The 15,756-nt window shown below is 57.3% G+C and carries 17 protein-coding genes; 10 read left to right on the top strand and 7 right to left on the bottom strand.

The window, feature by feature from the left end; genetic code table 11:
* Positions 1-167: 167 nt before the first annotated feature.
* Genes GS612_RS01560 through GS612_RS01545 form a run of 4 tightly spaced genes read right to left on the bottom strand, consistent with a single transcriptional unit; the run spans position 168 to position 5,719 of the window.
* Positions 168-1,016: an ABC transporter six-transmembrane domain-containing protein gene (locus tag GS612_RS01560; RefSeq protein ID WP_171638871.1), complete on the bottom strand. Its 849-nt coding sequence runs from the start codon at positions 1,014-1,016 to the stop codon at positions 168-170.
* A gap of 6 nt (positions 1,017-1,022) precedes the next feature.
* Positions 1,023-1,442 carry a DUF2141 domain-containing protein gene (locus tag GS612_RS01555; protein WP_171638870.1) on the bottom strand — a complete coding sequence of 140 codons (420 nt, stop codon included), beginning with the start codon at positions 1,440-1,442 and terminating at the stop codon, positions 1,023-1,025.
* Positions 1,439-4,567, bottom strand: coding sequence for an efflux RND transporter permease subunit (locus GS612_RS01550; protein ID WP_171638869.1), 3,129 nt, complete (start codon positions 4,565-4,567; stop codon positions 1,439-1,441). The genes GS612_RS01555 and GS612_RS01550 overlap by 4 nt, the downstream gene beginning before the upstream one ends.
* A 3-nt stretch (positions 4,568-4,570) precedes the next feature.
* Positions 4,571-5,719 carry an efflux RND transporter periplasmic adaptor subunit gene (locus tag GS612_RS01545; protein WP_171638868.1) on the bottom strand — a complete coding sequence of 383 codons (1,149 nt, stop codon included), beginning with the start codon at positions 5,717-5,719 and terminating at the stop codon, positions 4,571-4,573.
* 101 nt (positions 5,720-5,820) lie between these two features.
* On the opposite strand from GS612_RS01545, the gene GS612_RS01540 reads away from it, so the two are divergent.
* From GS612_RS01540 to ureG, 10 genes are all read left to right on the top strand, one after another.
* Positions 5,821-6,438: a TetR/AcrR family transcriptional regulator gene (locus GS612_RS01540; RefSeq protein ID WP_171638867.1), complete on the top strand. Its 618-nt coding sequence runs from the start codon at positions 5,821-5,823 to the stop codon at positions 6,436-6,438.
* Positions 6,439-6,686: 248 nt separating this feature from the next.
* Positions 6,687-7,583, top strand: coding sequence for an urease accessory protein UreD (locus GS612_RS01535; protein ID WP_371809259.1), 897 nt, complete (start codon positions 6,687-6,689; stop codon positions 7,581-7,583).
* Between the two features lies 1 nt (position 7,584).
* Positions 7,585-7,887: an urease subunit gamma gene (locus tag GS612_RS01530; protein ID WP_152459090.1), complete on the top strand. Its 303-nt coding sequence runs from the start codon at positions 7,585-7,587 to the stop codon at positions 7,885-7,887.
* Positions 7,888-7,905: 18 nt separating this feature from the next.
* Positions 7,906-8,067, top strand: coding sequence for a hypothetical protein (locus tag GS612_RS01525; RefSeq protein WP_171638866.1), 162 nt, complete (start codon positions 7,906-7,908; stop codon positions 8,065-8,067).
* Positions 8,064-8,396 carry an urease subunit beta gene (locus tag GS612_RS01520; RefSeq protein ID WP_171229060.1) on the top strand — a complete coding sequence of 111 codons (333 nt, stop codon included), beginning with the start codon at positions 8,064-8,066 and terminating at the stop codon, positions 8,394-8,396. Before GS612_RS01525 ends, GS612_RS01520 begins: the two co-directional genes overlap by 4 nt.
* Positions 8,371-10,131, top strand: a complete 1,761-nt coding sequence (gene ureC, locus GS612_RS01515; protein ID WP_171638865.1) for an urease subunit alpha — start codon at positions 8,371-8,373, stop codon at positions 10,129-10,131. Before GS612_RS01520 ends, ureC begins: the two co-directional genes overlap by 26 nt.
* Positions 10,132-10,252: 121 nt before the next feature.
* Positions 10,253-10,477: a DUF1127 domain-containing protein gene (locus GS612_RS01510; RefSeq protein WP_171232930.1), complete on the top strand. Its 225-nt coding sequence runs from the start codon at positions 10,253-10,255 to the stop codon at positions 10,475-10,477.
* Between the two features lie 28 nt (positions 10,478-10,505).
* On the top strand, positions 10,506-10,958 hold the full coding sequence (ureE, locus tag GS612_RS01505) for an urease accessory protein UreE (protein WP_171363985.1): 453 nt from the start codon (positions 10,506-10,508) through the stop codon (positions 10,956-10,958).
* Positions 10,942-11,595, top strand: a complete 654-nt coding sequence (locus GS612_RS01500; protein WP_171638864.1) for an urease accessory protein UreF — start codon at positions 10,942-10,944, stop codon at positions 11,593-11,595. Before ureE ends, GS612_RS01500 begins: the two co-directional genes overlap by 17 nt.
* Positions 11,592-12,221, top strand: a complete 630-nt coding sequence (gene ureG, locus GS612_RS01495) for an urease accessory protein UreG (RefSeq protein WP_171638863.1) — start codon at positions 11,592-11,594, stop codon at positions 12,219-12,221. The genes GS612_RS01500 and ureG overlap by 4 nt, the downstream gene beginning before the upstream one ends.
* 284 nt (positions 12,222-12,505) lie before the next feature.
* Here the strand turns inward: ureG and tcuB are convergent, their stop codons facing one another.
* From tcuB to GS612_RS01480, 3 genes are read right to left on the bottom strand one after another with little or no spacing between them, the layout of a single operon-like run.
* Positions 12,506-13,585: a tricarballylate utilization 4Fe-4S protein TcuB gene (gene tcuB / locus GS612_RS01490; protein WP_171638862.1), complete on the bottom strand. Its 1,080-nt coding sequence runs from the start codon at positions 13,583-13,585 to the stop codon at positions 12,506-12,508.
* Positions 13,575-14,969, bottom strand: a complete 1,395-nt coding sequence (gene tcuA / locus GS612_RS01485; RefSeq protein WP_171638861.1) for an FAD-dependent tricarballylate dehydrogenase TcuA — start codon at positions 14,967-14,969, stop codon at positions 13,575-13,577. The genes tcuB and tcuA overlap by 11 nt, the downstream gene beginning before the upstream one ends.
* A gap of 11 nt (positions 14,970-14,980) precedes the next feature.
* Positions 14,981-15,661 (bottom strand): GntR family transcriptional regulator, encoded by a 681-nt coding sequence (locus tag GS612_RS01480; RefSeq protein ID WP_171118934.1) that lies wholly within the window; start codon positions 15,659-15,661, stop codon positions 14,981-14,983.
* Positions 15,662-15,756 lie beyond the last annotated feature (95 nt).

Raw genomic sequence — 15,756 nt, 5'->3', positions numbered from 1 at the left:
TCCCGCGTTGCAGGCCTCTGACAGTTTTGCCGCAGAGCAATCGCACAGGGTATTTGCCACAAAGAGCTGCCCTGCCGCATGCTGGAGGGTGGTTCAACAGCGGTCACGAGAAGACCAACACCTGATTGCAACACCTGTTCCACGCAACTTGCAGTTTGAAAATCTGATCATCCTCTCTGCAATCGGACCGTGATTTCGGACAGCCGGGACCAGGATTGGAACGTGATCGGCAAAACAAGCGCGGCTTCAGCAAATTCCCATGAGTAGCTGACAATCGAAAAGATCATTCCAGGTGTCGCATCCAGGTTTTGCGTCGCGAACCACAGGTTGAACAGGATCAGACAAATCAGCAGAACAAAGATCACACCGTACAGGTAGGCTTCGGTATCCGAGAGCTTGACTTCGAAACGACGCAGTTTCGTCAGGTGGACAAGCACCGGACGGACGCGGCGCTGTTCCAGAATGCTGACCTGATGTTCCATCTGCTCATTCAGGGCACGGTTCCATTGCCAGAACGTCGAATGAAACAGGGCGTAGATGCATATCATTCCCACAAGCACCCCGCAGGCTGACAGAGCCAGCACCGGCGAGAAGTAAAACAGCAATATTGCTGAGACGACGAACTGCATGATTCCTGAAATTGCCGAAGGCAGGATCTCTTCCAGAAAGTCGGCCAGTTCGCGCCCCATTCCGATCCGCGCGTTCAGCGAAGAAATCGGCAGGTTTGAAAAACGCGCAGCAAGCGCCTTGCCCAGCTCGACGCGGATCGTTCCGTAGACACGCGTATCGTATATCCGCCGGATCACGCCGATCAGCGTGAGGGCGACCATAAGAGCGCCCAGATGCACAAAGGGCTGAAACTGTCCGCTCAGCAATCCATCGATGGCAAAGCCGATAAACAGCGGGATTAGCACAGTCAGTGCTGTTTCCGACAGGATCAGAAACCATGTGATCCCCACACGCCACCGAAACACGCTCAGCAACGTGCCGACGGTCAGTTTTCTGTCCCTCAGCATGCGGCATCACTGATCATAGTGGACACGAACGCGGACATCGCCCGGCCAGACCGAGGCGGCCTTGAAATCAGGCATGTCCTGACGGTTCGGGGCGCCGGTTGAACCCAGCCCCTCCAAAAGTTTCGTCTCGGTCATGTTCAGGTCTTCGTCCTTGTTTTCGTCGTGAAACAGCAGCACCGCATAGGGGCCGGCCGTCAGGTCGGGAAACTCATGGCTGACACTGCCTTTGCGGGACGGAACCTGGGCGTAGTCAGTCGCGCTCTGGACATCCAAACCGTCAAAGGCACGCGCGTCGTCAAAAACAAGGATCACAATGTTGCCCTTGGCGTTGCGGATACCCTCCACAATCACGTTCAGACCATCAGAGGCGGCAGGCGTTGCAAGCGCCATCAGGGCGAATGCAGGGGCCAGAATGCTACGTGTCATAACTGTGTCCTTTCTCTGGAAGGGTGCGGCGGGACTGGCTTGAAGACGACAAGGACATCTTCGGCAATGGCGATCAGCACGGGCACCAGCAGCAGCATGAGGGCGGTGCCGAACAGTTCGCCAAAAGCCAGAGAAATGGCGGCAGGGATCAGATACTGCGCCTGTTCCGAGGTTTCCGTCAGCAAGGGCAGCAGGCCGATCACCGTCGTTGCGGTGGTCAGAAAGATCGCCTTGAAACGTCCGATGCCAGCGCTTTCCAGCGCCAGGTTCACGGGCTGATCTTCCTCGCGCGCCTGATTGTATCGGGTGATCATGACCAGACTGTCGTTCACGATCACGCCGGTCAGCGCCAGCATGCCGAAGAACGAAAACAGCGACAGCGACACATCCATTATCAGGTGCCCGACCGCAGCCGCGATAAAACCAAAGGGCACGATGGCCAGAATGACGAAAGGTTGCCAATAGCTTTTCAACGGCACGGCCATCAACACATAGATCAAAACGGCGGCCAGCAGCAGCGCACGTTTCAAGCCACCGCTGATATCGGCCATCTCTTCCAGTTCACCGGCGGGCAGAACTTTGACGCTCGGGTACTTTTCGCGGAGTTTCGGGACCAACTGTTCGAACACCGCCTGACCAACCTCTTCGGGGGCAACACGGTCGCGGTCGATGGACGCGGCCACGATGTTCATGCGCTTGCCGTCGCGGCGATCGACGGTGTCAGAGGCGTAGGTGCCTTCGATTTCGGCAACCGTCTCAAGCGGCACCCAGGCACCGGATGCGCTGCGCAACTGGGTCTGCATCAGATCGGCGAGCGTATCGCGGTTTTCCCGCGCGTTCTGCACGACCACGCGGATTTCGGACCCGTCGCGCCGAACCTTGGTCACCTCGGCCCCGCCAAACCCATAACCAATCTGTCTGGCCAAAGCCTCGGCATTGAAGCCAAGGTGCCGCGCGTCCGGTCGCAGGCGGAGCTTCAGTTCGGGCTGGCCGCCCGCCAGCCCATCCCGAACATTCGCCACGCCCTCGATGTTCGACAGGAAGTCTTTCATCTCGGCGCTGGCCTGTTGCAGCAGGTCTTCGTCTTTGGACGCCAACCGGATGCGGAATCCTCCGGCGAGTGTTTCCGAGCCGGTGAACTCCAGTTCGGTGGCGCCTTCGACCGCTCCGACCCGGTCGCGCCATTCGCGAACCACGGAAAGGATCGGATTATCCGGTCGTTCGGCCACCGGGATCATTTCAGCGTATATTTGCGCGTTTCCTGCGCCGTTGATGATGCTGAACACCGTCTGAACGGGCGGCGTGGCCATGCCCGCGCCCTCGGCAAGCTCGGCGTTCAGATCGTTCAACACAGTTTCGATCCGGTCCACGTTCGCGCGGGTCAGCGCAAAGGGCGCGCGGGCGTCCATTTCCAGGTTCATCGTGATGATCTGGCCGGGCACTTCGGGAAAGAACACCGTTCTGACCTTGCCTTTGTACATAAGGCCAAGCCCCAGCGTCGCGGCGGCGACGAACAGGATCAGCACGGCATAGCGCTGCCGCACCGCTGCGACAAGCAAGGGCTGATAGATGCGATCCCGTACCCAGTCCAGGCCGCCCTGCGCAGTATCCTGTACGCGGCCCCAGAGGCGGGACAGCAGGTACCTGCGCTCTTGCCCCATCGAAACCTGCGCCAGATGGGCGGGCAGGATGAACTTGCTTTCGATGAGCGAAAAGATCAGCGTCAGGATCACGATCCCTGCGAACCCGGCCAGCACCTTGCCCAGCGGGTTGTCGATCAACAGCATCGGGAAAAACGCCGCGATTGTCGTCAGCACGCCGAAGACTGTTGCGACCGCCACGCGGTGCACGCCGCGTTCGGTGTCCTGGACCGGGTCCCTGCCCTTTCGACGTTCCTCGAAAACGCTTTCTCCGACCACAACGGCATCGTCGACCAGAATGCCCAGGGCGATGATCAGACCAAAGGTGGTGACATCGTTGAGCGAATAGTCCACCCATTTTGAACCCGAAACGGCTATGGCCCCCATGACCGAAACCGGAATGCCCATGGCGACCCAGAAGGCCAGGCGCACGTTCAGAAACACCGACAGCATCAAGGTCACAAGGATTAGCCCCTGCACCCCGTTTGACCGCAACAGCGCCAGCCGGTCCGAGATATAGCCGGCGCTGTCGCCCCAGACATCGACCTGAACCTGCGACGGCAACTGGCGGCTGAACTCATCCACCGTGCGGCGCACAACGTCACTGATCGTCAGCAGGTTCTCTTTCTGCCCGACCAGAACCTCCATCCCGACGGTTGGTTTGCCGTTCAGCCGAAACAGGTACTCGCCGTCCTGAAACCCGTCTTCGATCTTGGCGATATCACCCAAGGGCACAAAAGACCCGTCGTCACGTTCAATGATCGGCAGGGCCGCGTATTCAGGAGCGTATTTTGCGCGATCATCGGCCCGCAGATAGATCGTGCCGCCCTCGGTCCGCAAACGACCTGCCTGAAATGTCACCGAGTTTTCCTCGATGGCGCGGGTCACATCAGCCACGGTCAGGCCATAGTGGCGCAACAGCGCAGGGTCGATTTCGATGCGCAGTTCCCGCGGTATCAGACCCCAGATTTGCAGCCGGGACAATTCCGGTTGCGCCAGCAGCTCTTCCTTCAGGCGCTGCGCCAGGCTCTGCAATGTGGCCGGGTCCGTTTCGCCGTAAAGGTTCAGATACAGCGCCGGAAAATCGAAACCCGACGCTTCGATCACAGGGCGGCGCGCGGTATCGGGCAGATCGGTCAACCCATCGATGCGAATGCGGACACGATCCAGAACGGCTTGCAGTTTCTGGCCACCCGCGCGGCGGACGGTCACGACACTCAGATCGTTTTGGGATCGCGAAGTCACACTGCGCACGCCCTCCAACCCTTCCAGCGCCTGCTCAACTTTCCGGGTCACCAATTCATCGACCTGTTCGGAAGTGGCGTCCGGGAACTCGATCGAAATCGTAATGCTTTCCGCAGGAATGCGAGGGAAGCCCTCGATCCGAATATTCAGCAGCGTCTGCACCCCAAGAAAGAGGATCAGCGCCATCATCAGATTGGCGGCGACAGGGTTGCGGATAAACCAGGATGTCAGCGAGTGCATGGCTCAACCCCCATCCGACAGCGGCGTGACGCGCTGACCCGGCAGAAACGAGGCCAAAGGTGTCTTGGCCACGCGCCATGGGCCGTTCCCGTCGGGGGCCTGTATCGTGACAGCACCTTCGCTGCGGAACAGGATGTTCGGGCTTAACCTCTGAAGGTGGTCGTTTTCATCCACTATCCAAATGTACCCCGCGCGCGTCAGGGCGCTTTCCGGCAGGGTCACGGTGTCAGCAATTCGCCGTCCGGGAATGTGCACTTTCAGAAAGTCTCCGGCGAGTATGCCGTCACCGGGGTTTGCGACATCCAAAAAGACGCGCACCTGTCGTGTGTCCTGATCCAGAAAACCGCCTCCACGCCGGACGCGTGCCTGACCCAGGTTTTCGCCCGAACGGTGCGTCAGGTCAGCAGCAACGCCAGAGATCGGATGATCGAACAGCGCCCAATCCGCTTGGCTGAACCCGGCAACCAGTTCGAATTGCCGGTTGTCCGACAGGTGTATCAGGGGATCGCCCGGGTTGACCGTCTGGCCAAGGCTGGCAAAACGACGGGTGACAAAGCCTGAAAACGGGGCAACAATTTCTGCGTCCTTCAGGTCATTTCTCGCCGCATTCAGGCGTGCCTGCGCCGCTGCAACGGTTTTTTCGGCGACGCGCAATTGCGGCAGGTTCACGGCCAGTTCGCTTGGCGGTTCCACCCCATCCCGTTCGAACTGCCGTTTTGCGACAGTTACGTTGTTCTGCGCGCGCAACAGTGCAAGTTCCGCTCGCTCAAGCTCCATCTCAGCGGCTGCAACGGCGCTTTGATAAGGGGCATTTTCGATTGAAAACAAAGGGTCGCCCCCTTCCACCTGTGTCCCGGCCAAGGCGCCGGCATGGACTGCGGTGATGCGCCCGGACACAGCAGATCGCAGCTCGGCATCCCAACGGGGCCGAACTTCGGCAAATGCAGAAACACGCGCCTGCACGGTTTCCGGAACAACAGTTACGACAGAGACGGTCGGTGGCGGAGGTGAGAAGTTTGTTGCCTGAACATCAACCGTATCTTCCGCGTCAAATAACAAGATGACGATCGCCACAAACAGCATCAGCGACAATCCAATCCAGAGCCATCGTCGGGCTGGTCTTCGCTGAGCTTCTGAGGTTTTGTCTGTCATTGTCCTGTTTTTCCTGAGCCGCCTGAACCATTGCGCCTTGTGGTGCACGATTGGATGTTATATATTATGAACGATCGTTCGTTCAATATGAAAAAGAAAAAATGACCGAAAGCACCAAAAAACCAGGGTCAACCCGGGAAAAGGCTACAGCCAAGCGCCGCAACCAGATTTTGGAAGCCGCCGTCATGTGTTTTCTCGAGCGCGGCTATCATCAGACCGGCGTCCGCGATATCGCAGCGCGGGCGGGCGTCAGCCTTGGAAACCTCTACAACCATTTTCGCGGCAAGCATGATGTGCTTGTGGAAATCGCAATGCTCGAACGCCGCGAACTGGAGCCGTTTCTGAAAGTCCTGAATTCAAATGCACCCGCACCCAAAGTGTTGAAAAAGTTCATCCGGGCCTACGCCAACTATCTGGCTGCGCCGGAAAACGTCATCCTCACCTTGGAGATTTCGAGCGAAGCCGTTCGTCAACAGGATATCGCGCGACTGTTCGTCGAAAACCGAGCAAGACTGACCGAGGCGCTTGAAGAAGTAGTGAGACGCGGCGTGGAGGCGGGAGATCTGCGCGCTGTTCCGAATCCTCTACAGGCGTCGCAATTGGTGATAGAGGTTCTGGAAGGAAGCGCGTATCGCAGCGTTCTGTCGGAAACGCCCATGAGCAAAATCGCTGGAAGCATGGAGGATTTCATTCTGAGCTCTCTGCTGGCGCGCCGATGAAGCCTGTGTCACTTGTCTATTCGAGGCTGATGAAAGCCTGCGAACGGGAAGACGCACTGTGGCAATCGTGCGGATAGCTGAGTTCAGCTTTCCGCCCATCCTTCAGGAAAACGAAGCCTCCCCAAGTTACCTTTAACCCAATTTGGGAAATCGGCGAGATGCGCATATTTTTTCATCCAAGCCAATGGTTGCTGTCTAAAATTTAATCACATGATGTGAAATTAAGCAGATTCTGACGCTGCAAGTTAGTGTTCCGATACTTCAACAGAGAAACAGGTGGCAGCAAAACGAAGCGCTGTAGGTGCCCTATTACACAAGTTGCAACCATATTACCCGCGCACAGCGCAGTACCACCGCGTGCAGCAGGCACCGTCAGCTTAAGCACCAAGCAATTGCGCAACAGGACCGTGCTGAACAAGTTTCGCCAATCTGGGTCTTTCAAATGCCTATTCCCCAGAACCACGACACCTGAACTTGATGCGGTTCTGCTAAACTCGGCAGGCGGAGTGACCGGAGGAGATTCATTTCGGTTTTCTTGCAAGGCAGCAAAAGGCACGGCGCTGACCTTGACTACGCAAGCTTGCGAGCGCGCTTACAAGGCCCAGCCCAAAGAATGGGGCCAGGTTACAAATCATTTGACGGTAGAGGCTGGAGCCCGGCTGAACTGGTTGCCGCAAGAGACCATTCTGTACAATGGCAGTGCGTTGGACCGGCGCCTCAGGATCGACCTGTCACCGGATGCCGACATGCTGATGGTGGAACCGCTTGTTTTTGGACGCGTCGCCATGGGTGAAACGTTGACTGAAATCCGCTTGCGCGATCAGATCGAGATTTGGCGCGAAGGAACGCCGGTGTTTCTCGATGCGATTAGGTTCGCTGGTGATTGGCACACTCACTTGGCTAAGCGGCATATTGCAAACGGCGCAGGGGCGATGGCCCTGATCGTCTTAATGTCGAGTTCCGCCGAAGGTCATCTGGAACCTGTCAGGGAATTGCTACCGGACGCCGCCGGGGCAACTCTGACCCGGAATGACCTGCTGGTCATTCGCATTCTGGCCGGCGACAGCTTTGCACTGCGCCGCACATTGATGCCGGTTCTGCGCCGGCTGAACAACGACACATTGCCCCGATGCTGGATGCTCTGACATGAACCTGACCCCTCGTGAAAAAGACAAACTACTGGTGGCCATGGCCGCCGAGGTCGCTCGCAAACGGCTGGCGCGTGGCGTCAAGCTGAATCACCCCGAGGCCATTGCGTTGATTACCGATGCCGTGGTCGAAGGCGCGCGCGATGGCCGTTCGGTCGCCGACATGATGCAAGCTGGGGCTGAAGTGATCTCTCGGGAACACTGCATGGAAGGCGTGCCCGAGATGATCCACGAGGTGCAGGTCGAAGCCACTTTCCCGGATGGCACAAAACTTGTGACTGTCCACAACCCCATTCGCTAGTTTCCAAAGGAGTCACCCATGATCCGCATGCTGTTTCCCGCGCTCATTCTGGCTGGTCCGGCCACGGCCCATTCGGATGCCCATATTCACGCCCATGGCAGCGATTACACCGCGCTTGTAGTTGGGTTGGCTTTGATTGGGGTCATCGCCATAACCGTGATTTTGAAGCTGCCGAAATGATTCCGGGTGAGATCATTCCTGCCGAAGGCTCACTGACGCTGAACGCGGGGCGCAGTAGCCGTCTTGTTATTGTCGCCAATACAGGCGATCGACCAATACAGGTCGGCAGCCACTACCATTTTTCCGAAGCAAACTCGGCCCTGGATTTTGATCGGTATGCAGCTTTGGGTATGCGGCTGGACATCCCGGCGGGTACAGCGGTGCGATTTGAGCCAGGCCAAACTCGCGAAGTTATACTGGTGCCATTTGAAGGGCGCCGGCACATTTACGGTTTCAATATGCATATCATGGGGGCTCTGAAAGATGCCGGGCAAGATCAGTCGGAGTGACTATGCCTCCATGTTCGGCCCCACGGTCGGCGACAAAGTACGATTGGCAGATACCGATCTGATCATCGAGGTAGAAAAAGACCTTATCGTGGAGCGCGCAACAACTGCGCGTTTTAGTGAAACCGGCCACCGCGAAGATGTCTATGGTGAAGAGGTCAAGTTCGGTGGCGGCAAAGTCATTCGAGATGGGATGGGGCAGTCTCAGGCCACGCGTGCCGAAGGTGCCGTGGACACTGTGATCACCAATGCTCTGATCGTGGATCACTCGGGCATCTACAAGGCGGATGTCGGTCTGAAGGACGGGCGCATCGCCAAGATCGGCAAGGCCGGAAATCCGGATACGCAACCCGGCGTAGACATCATCATCGGTCCGGGCACAGAGGCCATCGCGGGCGAAGGTCGCATCCTGACGGCTGGCGGGTTCGACAGCCATATTCACTTCATCTGCCCGCAACAGATCGAGGACGCGCTGCATTCTGGCCTGACGACCATGCTTGGCGGTGGCACCGGCCCGGCACATGGCACTCTGGCGACCACATGTACCCCCGGCCCGTGGCATATCGGCCGGATGTTGCAGGCGGCGGATGCTTTTCCCATGAATCTTGCTTTTGCAGGCAAGGGAAATGCTTCGCTTCCCGCTGCTTTGGAGGAACAGGTCAAAGCCGGGGCTTGTGCCCTGAAACTGCACGAGGACTGGGGTACGACCCCGGCGGCCATCGATTGCTGCCTTTCGGTCGCTGACGCGATGGACGTTCAGGTGATGATCCACACTGACACGCTCAACGAATCCGGGTTTGTTGAAAACACGGTTGCCGCGATAAAGGGTCGGACTATCCACGCTTTCCACACTGAAGGCGCGGGCGGCGGCCACGCACCAGATATCATCAAAATCTGCGGTGAGGACCATGTACTGCCCTCCTCTACAAACCCCACGCGGCCTTTTTCGGTGAACACGGTCGAGGAACATCTGGACATGCTGATGGTCTGCCATCACCTCGACAAATCCATCCCCGAGGACGTGGCTTTTGCTGAAAGCCGCATCCGGCGTGAGACCATCGCGGCTGAAGATATCCTGCACGACATGGGCGCGTTCAGCATCATTGCGTCCGACAGTCAGGCTATGGGCCGCGTGGGCGAGGTGTTGATCCGGACGTGGCAAACCGCCGACAAAATGAAGAAACAGCGCGGGCGCCTTCCCGAGGAAACAGGCGAAAACGACAACCTGCGCGTCAGACGCTATATCGCCAAATACACGATCAACCCGGCCATTGCCCATGGCCTGAGCCACGAGATTGGCAGTATCAAAGAAGGCAAACGTGCCGATCTCGTTTTATGGAACCCTGCCTTTTTTGGTGTGAAACCCGAGATGGTTTTGCTGGGCGGTACGATTGCTTGTGCCCAAATGGGTGACCCAAACGCGTCGATCCCCACACCGCAACCAGTCTATTGCCGCCCGATGTTCGGGGCCTATGGCCGCTCGGTCGAGCATTCGGCAATCACATTTGTCTCTGAGGCCGCACAGGCCGACAGGATTGGCGATACACTGGGCTTGGCGAAGCAGACCGTCGCTGTCCAAAACACACGAGAGATTGGCAAACAGGATCTTTTGCTCAACAACGCGACGCCGCATGTCGAAGTTGATCCGGAAACCTATGAGGTCCGAGCAGACGGTGAATTGCTGACCTGCCAACCGGCCGAAGTGCTGCCGATGGCACAGCGATACTTTATGTTCTGACTAAAAATTATGCTGCGTTGCACCGTGCGCAAGGCAGAAATGACCAAACACCCACTTCAACGTGAGGCCGATATGACAGATATTAATGCTCAAGGGAGGACCAACGTTTACGAGGGTCCAAATGGCACACTCAGCAACACAATCACACGCAGGCTTTTCGCTGCCCGGTCTGATCGCGTCCATCGGATCATCAATCTACGGGGCTCTGATCAGTTTGGCCGAAGCTCAATCGCGCGTGCGGCAAGTCGAATTCCTGCAATCGCTCAGCGACGAAGAGTTGAAAAAACGCGGCCTATCACGCGAACGGATCGTGCATCGGGTGTTTTCGGATTCGATCTGGCTCTGACCATTTCTGCTCCAGAGGAGGCGACGGTATGACCGCCCTGCTCTGCACCGCACGCCGTTACTCGCATCACATGCACGACGACACTGCCGATTGTCTGTCGTTGACCTATGACGATCGGTTTTTGCGCCGAAAGGTTTTAACATGCGAAAGCGGCGAGCAGATTCTGGTCGACCTTGCTCAGACAACCTCACTGGATCACGGCGGCGCGCTGATCCTGGACGATGGGCGCGCGGTTGAAATCCAGGCCGCGCCCGAAGCCTTGCTGGAGGTCTCGGCTCCGGATCTGACACGTATCGCATGGCATATCGGCAATCGCCACACGCCCTGCCAGATCGAAAAGGATCGTCTGTTGATCCAGGTCGATCATGTGATCCGAGACATGCTTTTGAAAATCGGGGCCACAGTACGTGAGGTGCACGAACCGTTCACCCCTGAAGGCGGGGCCTACGGCCACGGCAGGACACATGGCCACGCCCACTGAAGCTGATATCCTGACGCTAACCCAGTGGTTGTCTCCGGCATATCCTGTGGGAGGCTTTGCATATTCTCATGGGCTGGAAGCCGCAATTGACGAGGGGGCTGTCGCCAGTTCACAAGACGCCGAAGCCTGGATTTCTGATGTGCTGGAACATGGGTCGGGATGGAATGACGCTCTGTTCGTAGTGTCCGCTTACAACGCGCAGGATAATGATGAGCTTATCAGCGTTGATACCAAGGCACGGGCGATCTGCGCGTCATCGGAAAGAAAAATGGAAACCGAATTGCTGGGACAGGCATTCGGGACCGTCACAGGAGACGTCTGGGATTTAGACATCCAACTGCTTTCCTATCCAGTGTCGGTGGGCTATGCCGCGCATCTGCAGAGCCTTCCCATACTGTTAACGACAAAGCTGTATCTACAAGCATTTGCAAGCAACTTGGTCGCGTGCGCAACGCGCCTTGTGCCGCTGGGGCAAACCGACGCTCAAAAGCTGATCCGTAATTTGACACCGCTATGTGCTCGTATCGCTGAACAAGCGCAAATGGCAGGCTTGAACGAATTGAGTTCGACTGCGTTCCTGACGGACATCGCGTCGATGAGACACGAAATACAGTATTCAAGGATATTCCGAACATGAGCAGTATGAACGGCCCTCTTCGCGTTGGCATCGGTGGTCCGGTTGGAGCCGGAAAGACCACCTTGACGGCTGCCCTATCTGAAACCCTGCGCGATGTTTGTTCAGTGGGCGTTATCACCAATGATATTTACACTCAGGAAGACGCCGAGGCGCTGATGCGCTTGCAGGTCTTGCCAAGAGACAGGATCATCGGTGTCGAAACGGGGGGTTGCCCACATACAGCTATCCGTGAGGATGCATCGATAAACCTTGCAGCGGTTGCTGAAATGCGAAACCGGCATCCCGATCTTGACATCGTTCTGATCGAAAGTGGCGGCGACAACCTGTCGGCTACATTCAGTCCAGAACTCGCAGACCTTACAATCTATGTGATCGACGTCGCAGCAGGAGAGGAAATCCCGCGAAAAGGCGGACCGGCAATAACGAAATCCGACATCCTGGTCATAAACAAGACCGATCTGGCGCCGCATGTTGGCGCTTCACTGGAGGTCATGGATAGAGATGCAGCCAGAATGCGCAATGGACGGCCCTTTTTATTCACGTCCCTTCGTCACAAAAAAGGGGTCGGCGCAATTGTTGACCTTTTAGCGAAGAAGGGGGGGTTAATGATTCCAGAAAGGAATTAACGCTCAGAACGAAGATGCCAATCTGTCGACACCTGTCATCGGCTCTGCCGTTCAGAGGCACCTAATTCATAGATTTTTCGTCATTCTGTTTTCGATCGGCGCACAGACTTTACCACTCGCGACTCCAAGCTTTTCCATCAATTCCACACTTTTCGTGGCGGTATCTTTCAGTGCCGCTGAGAAATATTCACGCGAACCCTTTGGGACGTTGACTGCCACCCGCGACACAGCGTCCTTCGATTTTAAATGCGTTTTCCTTTACCTCACTCAGAAAATGCGGGCTGCTAGCGGACCACCGACACATCTCTTTTTCGTTGCGCATCCCTGACAAGGGCAGCAAGCCGATAGAAACCGTGCGCCATTTTTGTGTAAGGCGTAAGAAGGAAGAACGCGAGGACCGACCCCAGATGGACGGCAAGCAGCGCAGGCATTACTGCGGATGAACCGAAAGCGTAAAGAACAAGCCCGCTCAACGCTACAAACCCAAGCAGTAATATAAATCCGATTTCTCCGCCCCAAGCTGAAACATCGCCGAGATTGCGGTCTGACTTGTGTTTCAGCCGGACCATCATGTAGCAGCCAACAGTGAGCAAAACGCCCCCTGTGACTCCAAACAGCTTCGGCAATGACCAGAACCGGTAAGGTGCGTGCAGATCGAACCCATAATGCATGATCGTCGCCACCGAAGTCGAAGCAAAACACAGCAGAAACCCGTACATGATCGCATGATGCACGTGGCGGCGGGCCTGGCTAAAACGGTCTTCGTCCTCGAAATTGCAACCCTCCCCGTGGCCAGCAGCCAGGTCCTGCATTTTGGCCGTTCGGCTTAGCGCGGCTTTCAAGTCTCCCAGTTGGATCGGCTTGCCTCCAACTGCGTGCCAATAGCGCCGCAAGCTGATGCCAATGCTGAACAACGGCAGCAGGAATGCCGGAGCAAAAATCAACACCATCGCGTCGTGAGAGAGGACAGAGTAGAAGCCTTCGCCTCCGGCCGAGCCGATCGCGCGAATGGCCCAAAAAATAAGCGCGAAGCCGACGACCAGAGCCAGAGCGATCGCACCACCGTGGCTATGGAAGCAGCGCGCCAGAGGTTGCGGCCAGGCGAAGCTTTCCCAACTGTCGCGCCGGACCTCGGCCAGAGCCTTCGGCAGGTTGAGGTCGAACTCATGCGGCGCCGTATATTGGCAGGCATAGTAACATCCTCTGCAGTTATGGCAGAGATTGGCCAATTGCGTGATATCGCCGTCCGAGAATGCGCGTTCAGCGTGAAGCGACGGAAAGACAGAGCAGTAGCCTTCGCAGTACCGGCAGGCATTGCAGATCTCAGCCTGACGGCGGGCTTCCTGTATCAGTTCAATTCGCATAAGAAGCGGCCTCTCGTCCTGCAATGCGTCCGAAGACGGTTCCGATGGTCATGCCGAACCCGGCCAGATAACCCTGCCCCAAAATCGACCCAGCCATGGTTTCGCCTGCCGCCCAGAGGTTCTGGATTTTGCCGTTTGACAATGAACATTGCGCAGATTCATCCACCTTGAGCCCCAGATAGGTGAAGGTCACACCGGTGCGCAGCGAGTAGCCATAGTAAGGAGGTTCGGTGATCGGGCGCGCCCAATTGGTTTTGGGTGGGGTCAGGCCGGTAGTTGAAACTCCGTCCAACTCTGTTGGATGGAAACCACTTGTGTTACCGCAGGCGGCATTGAATTCTGCGACGGTCGTGGTCAGCTTATCGGCGGGCAGGCCCATCGCTTTGGCCAGTTCCTCGAGCGTGTCCGCCTTTAACGGCGGAAAAACCGACGGCATGAACAGATTCAGCGATTTGGCATCAATGATCACATAGCCCACCTGATCCGGCTGGGCTGCGACCAAGCGACCCCAGATCGCGTAACGCTTTGGCCAGACGTCCTCGCCCTCGTCATAGAACCGCTCGGCATCTTTGTTGACAACAATTGAGAATGGAACGCAGTCCAGGCGGGTGACGATGCCGCCATCGAATTTCGGAGCACGCCCGTCGACGGCAACGGCGTGGCATTGGGTCGGGTCTCCGACGCTCTCAACGCCTTGATCCAGAAGATCGGCCAGCACGACACCCCGGTTATAGGGCGTGCCCCGGATCAGGAAGTTGCGTGCCGCAGGTCCCCACGCACGCGTCAGCCAATCGGTGTCAGCCTGAAAGCCGCCCGATGCGACGATGACCGCTTTGGGTGTTATGCGATGGGATTGGCCTTCGCAGGTGAAGTCTACCCACTCAATCCGGTCTCCGTTCAATTCGAGATGCGTGACGGCGGCTTCGTACAGGACTTCGACGCCCAGCTTCGCTGCTGTCCGGTAATAGGCATTTACCAGCGATTTACCGCCGCCCATAAAGAACGCATTCGTCCGCGCCAGCGATAGCGTCCCCGACAAAGAGGGCTGGAACCGAACCCCGTGCTCCTCCATCCAGGGAAGACATTCCTCGGACGTACGAATTGCGAGGCGCGCCAGATCTTTGTCGGTTTTGCCCCCGGTAACCTTGAGCAGATCTGACAGGTATTCGTCTTCGCTGTATTCCTCGACCAGCGGGCCCAACGGGCTGGAATGCATACAGCGAAAGTTTCGGGTGTGGCGAGAGTTTCCGCCACGATAGGGTTTTGGCGCCGCTTCGAGGATAAGAACGCGCGCGCCTGCTTCGGCGGCGGTCATCGCAGCGCACAGGGCGGCGTTACCTCCGCCAATCACAGCGATATCGTAGGCTTCCTTTGGGGTGGCCATGTGGTTTCCGCCTATTGAGTTTGGTCCGTTGTTCGGTCGCGCTCCTGCAAGGCGCGAATGCGCATGCGTTGTGCTGCGTGGATATGAGCGCGCATCTCTTTCTCAGCCGCCGCGCCATCCCGGGCTTTCAAGGCGGCCATGATAAGGCGATGTTCGGCTACTGCGACCTCGGCTCGGTCGCCGTCCAGCAATTGCGACGGACCCAGGATCAGCAACGCCTTTTGTAAAGACAACATGGATTTAGCCAGAAACCGGTTCTTGGCCGCATCCAGAAGCGTCGCATGGAAAATCCGATTGATCCGCGCGGCCTCCGGACCGGTGCCTGCCTCGGCCAGCCGGTCATTCAGCACATCCAGCTCATCCAGTTCGACATCGGACGCCGCCCTTGCCGCCAGACGGGCCGCAGTTCCCTCGAGCACAGCGCGCATCTCATAGAGCTCCATCACTTCGGCGTAATCCAGGCTGCGTACCGTCGCGCCTTGACGGGGGATATGTGTTACCAAGCCATCCGCTTCCAGCTGTCGGATCGCTTCGCGCACAGGCGTGCGGCTAACTCCCAACCTCTCGGACAACTCTATCTCGCGCAGGCGTTCGCCGGGCGGCAGGCTACCTTCGCGAATCTCATCCAGCAGGCGCTGATAGGCGGAATTGCCTTGTGGGCCTGGCTGTAACGGGTCGTCCTGCAGGGTCATCACGCGCTCACTTGTGTTATTGCGTCCATTTGTATACATTTGGATACACACTAAGTCAACCGCACCGGAATCTACATTTTGTCCACCCAGATCAA

The organism is Ruegeria sp. HKCCD6157, from assembly GCF_013110685.1.
In the GTDB taxonomy this organism is placed as follows: Bacteria; Pseudomonadota; Alphaproteobacteria; order Rhodobacterales; family Rhodobacteraceae; genus Ruegeria.
Note: the sequence above shows the minus strand (reverse complement) of the source record. Positions and strands in the feature narration are given on the sequence as shown.

Bases quoted from the DNA above. Each gene is read 5' to 3' on its own strand.
- ureE (WP_171363985.1), top strand. From the start codon at position 10,506: ATGACCGCCCTGCTCTGCACCGCACGCCGTTACTCGCATCACATGCAC.
- GS612_RS01540 (WP_171638867.1), top strand. From the start codon at position 5,821: ATGACCGAAAGCACCAAAAAACCAGGGTCAACCCGGGAAAAGGCTACA.
- GS612_RS01550 (WP_171638869.1), bottom strand. From the start codon at position 4,567: ATGCACTCGCTGACATCCTGGTTTATCCGCAACCCTGTCGCCGCCAAT.
- GS612_RS01480 (WP_171118934.1), bottom strand. From the start codon at position 15,661: ATGACCCTGCAGGACGACCCGTTACAGCCAGGCCCACAAGGCAATTCC.
- GS612_RS01500 (WP_171638864.1), top strand. From the start codon at position 10,942: ATGGCCACGCCCACTGAAGCTGATATCCTGACGCTAACCCAGTGGTTG.
- GS612_RS01530 (WP_152459090.1), top strand. From the start codon at position 7,585: ATGAACCTGACCCCTCGTGAAAAAGACAAACTACTGGTGGCCATGGCC.
- tcuB (WP_171638862.1), bottom strand. From the start codon at position 13,585: ATGCGAATTGAACTGATACAGGAAGCCCGCCGTCAGGCTGAGATCTGC.
- ureG (WP_171638863.1), top strand. From the start codon at position 11,592: ATGAGCAGTATGAACGGCCCTCTTCGCGTTGGCATCGGTGGTCCGGTT.
- ureC (WP_171638865.1), top strand. From the start codon at position 8,371: ATGCCGGGCAAGATCAGTCGGAGTGACTATGCCTCCATGTTCGGCCCC.
- GS612_RS01555 (WP_171638870.1), bottom strand. From the start codon at position 1,442: ATGACACGTAGCATTCTGGCCCCTGCATTCGCCCTGATGGCGCTTGCA.
- GS612_RS01560 (WP_171638871.1), bottom strand. From the start codon at position 1,016: ATGCTGAGGGACAGAAAACTGACCGTCGGCACGTTGCTGAGCGTGTTT.
- tcuA (WP_171638861.1), bottom strand. From the start codon at position 14,969: ATGGCCACCCCAAAGGAAGCCTACGATATCGCTGTGATTGGCGGAGGT.
- GS612_RS01510 (WP_171232930.1), top strand. From the start codon at position 10,253: ATGGCACACTCAGCAACACAATCACACGCAGGCTTTTCGCTGCCCGGT.
- GS612_RS01525 (WP_171638866.1), top strand. From the start codon at position 7,906: ATGATCCGCATGCTGTTTCCCGCGCTCATTCTGGCTGGTCCGGCCACG.
- GS612_RS01520 (WP_171229060.1), top strand. From the start codon at position 8,064: ATGATTCCGGGTGAGATCATTCCTGCCGAAGGCTCACTGACGCTGAAC.
- GS612_RS01545 (WP_171638868.1), bottom strand. From the start codon at position 5,719: ATGACAGACAAAACCTCAGAAGCTCAGCGAAGACCAGCCCGACGATGG.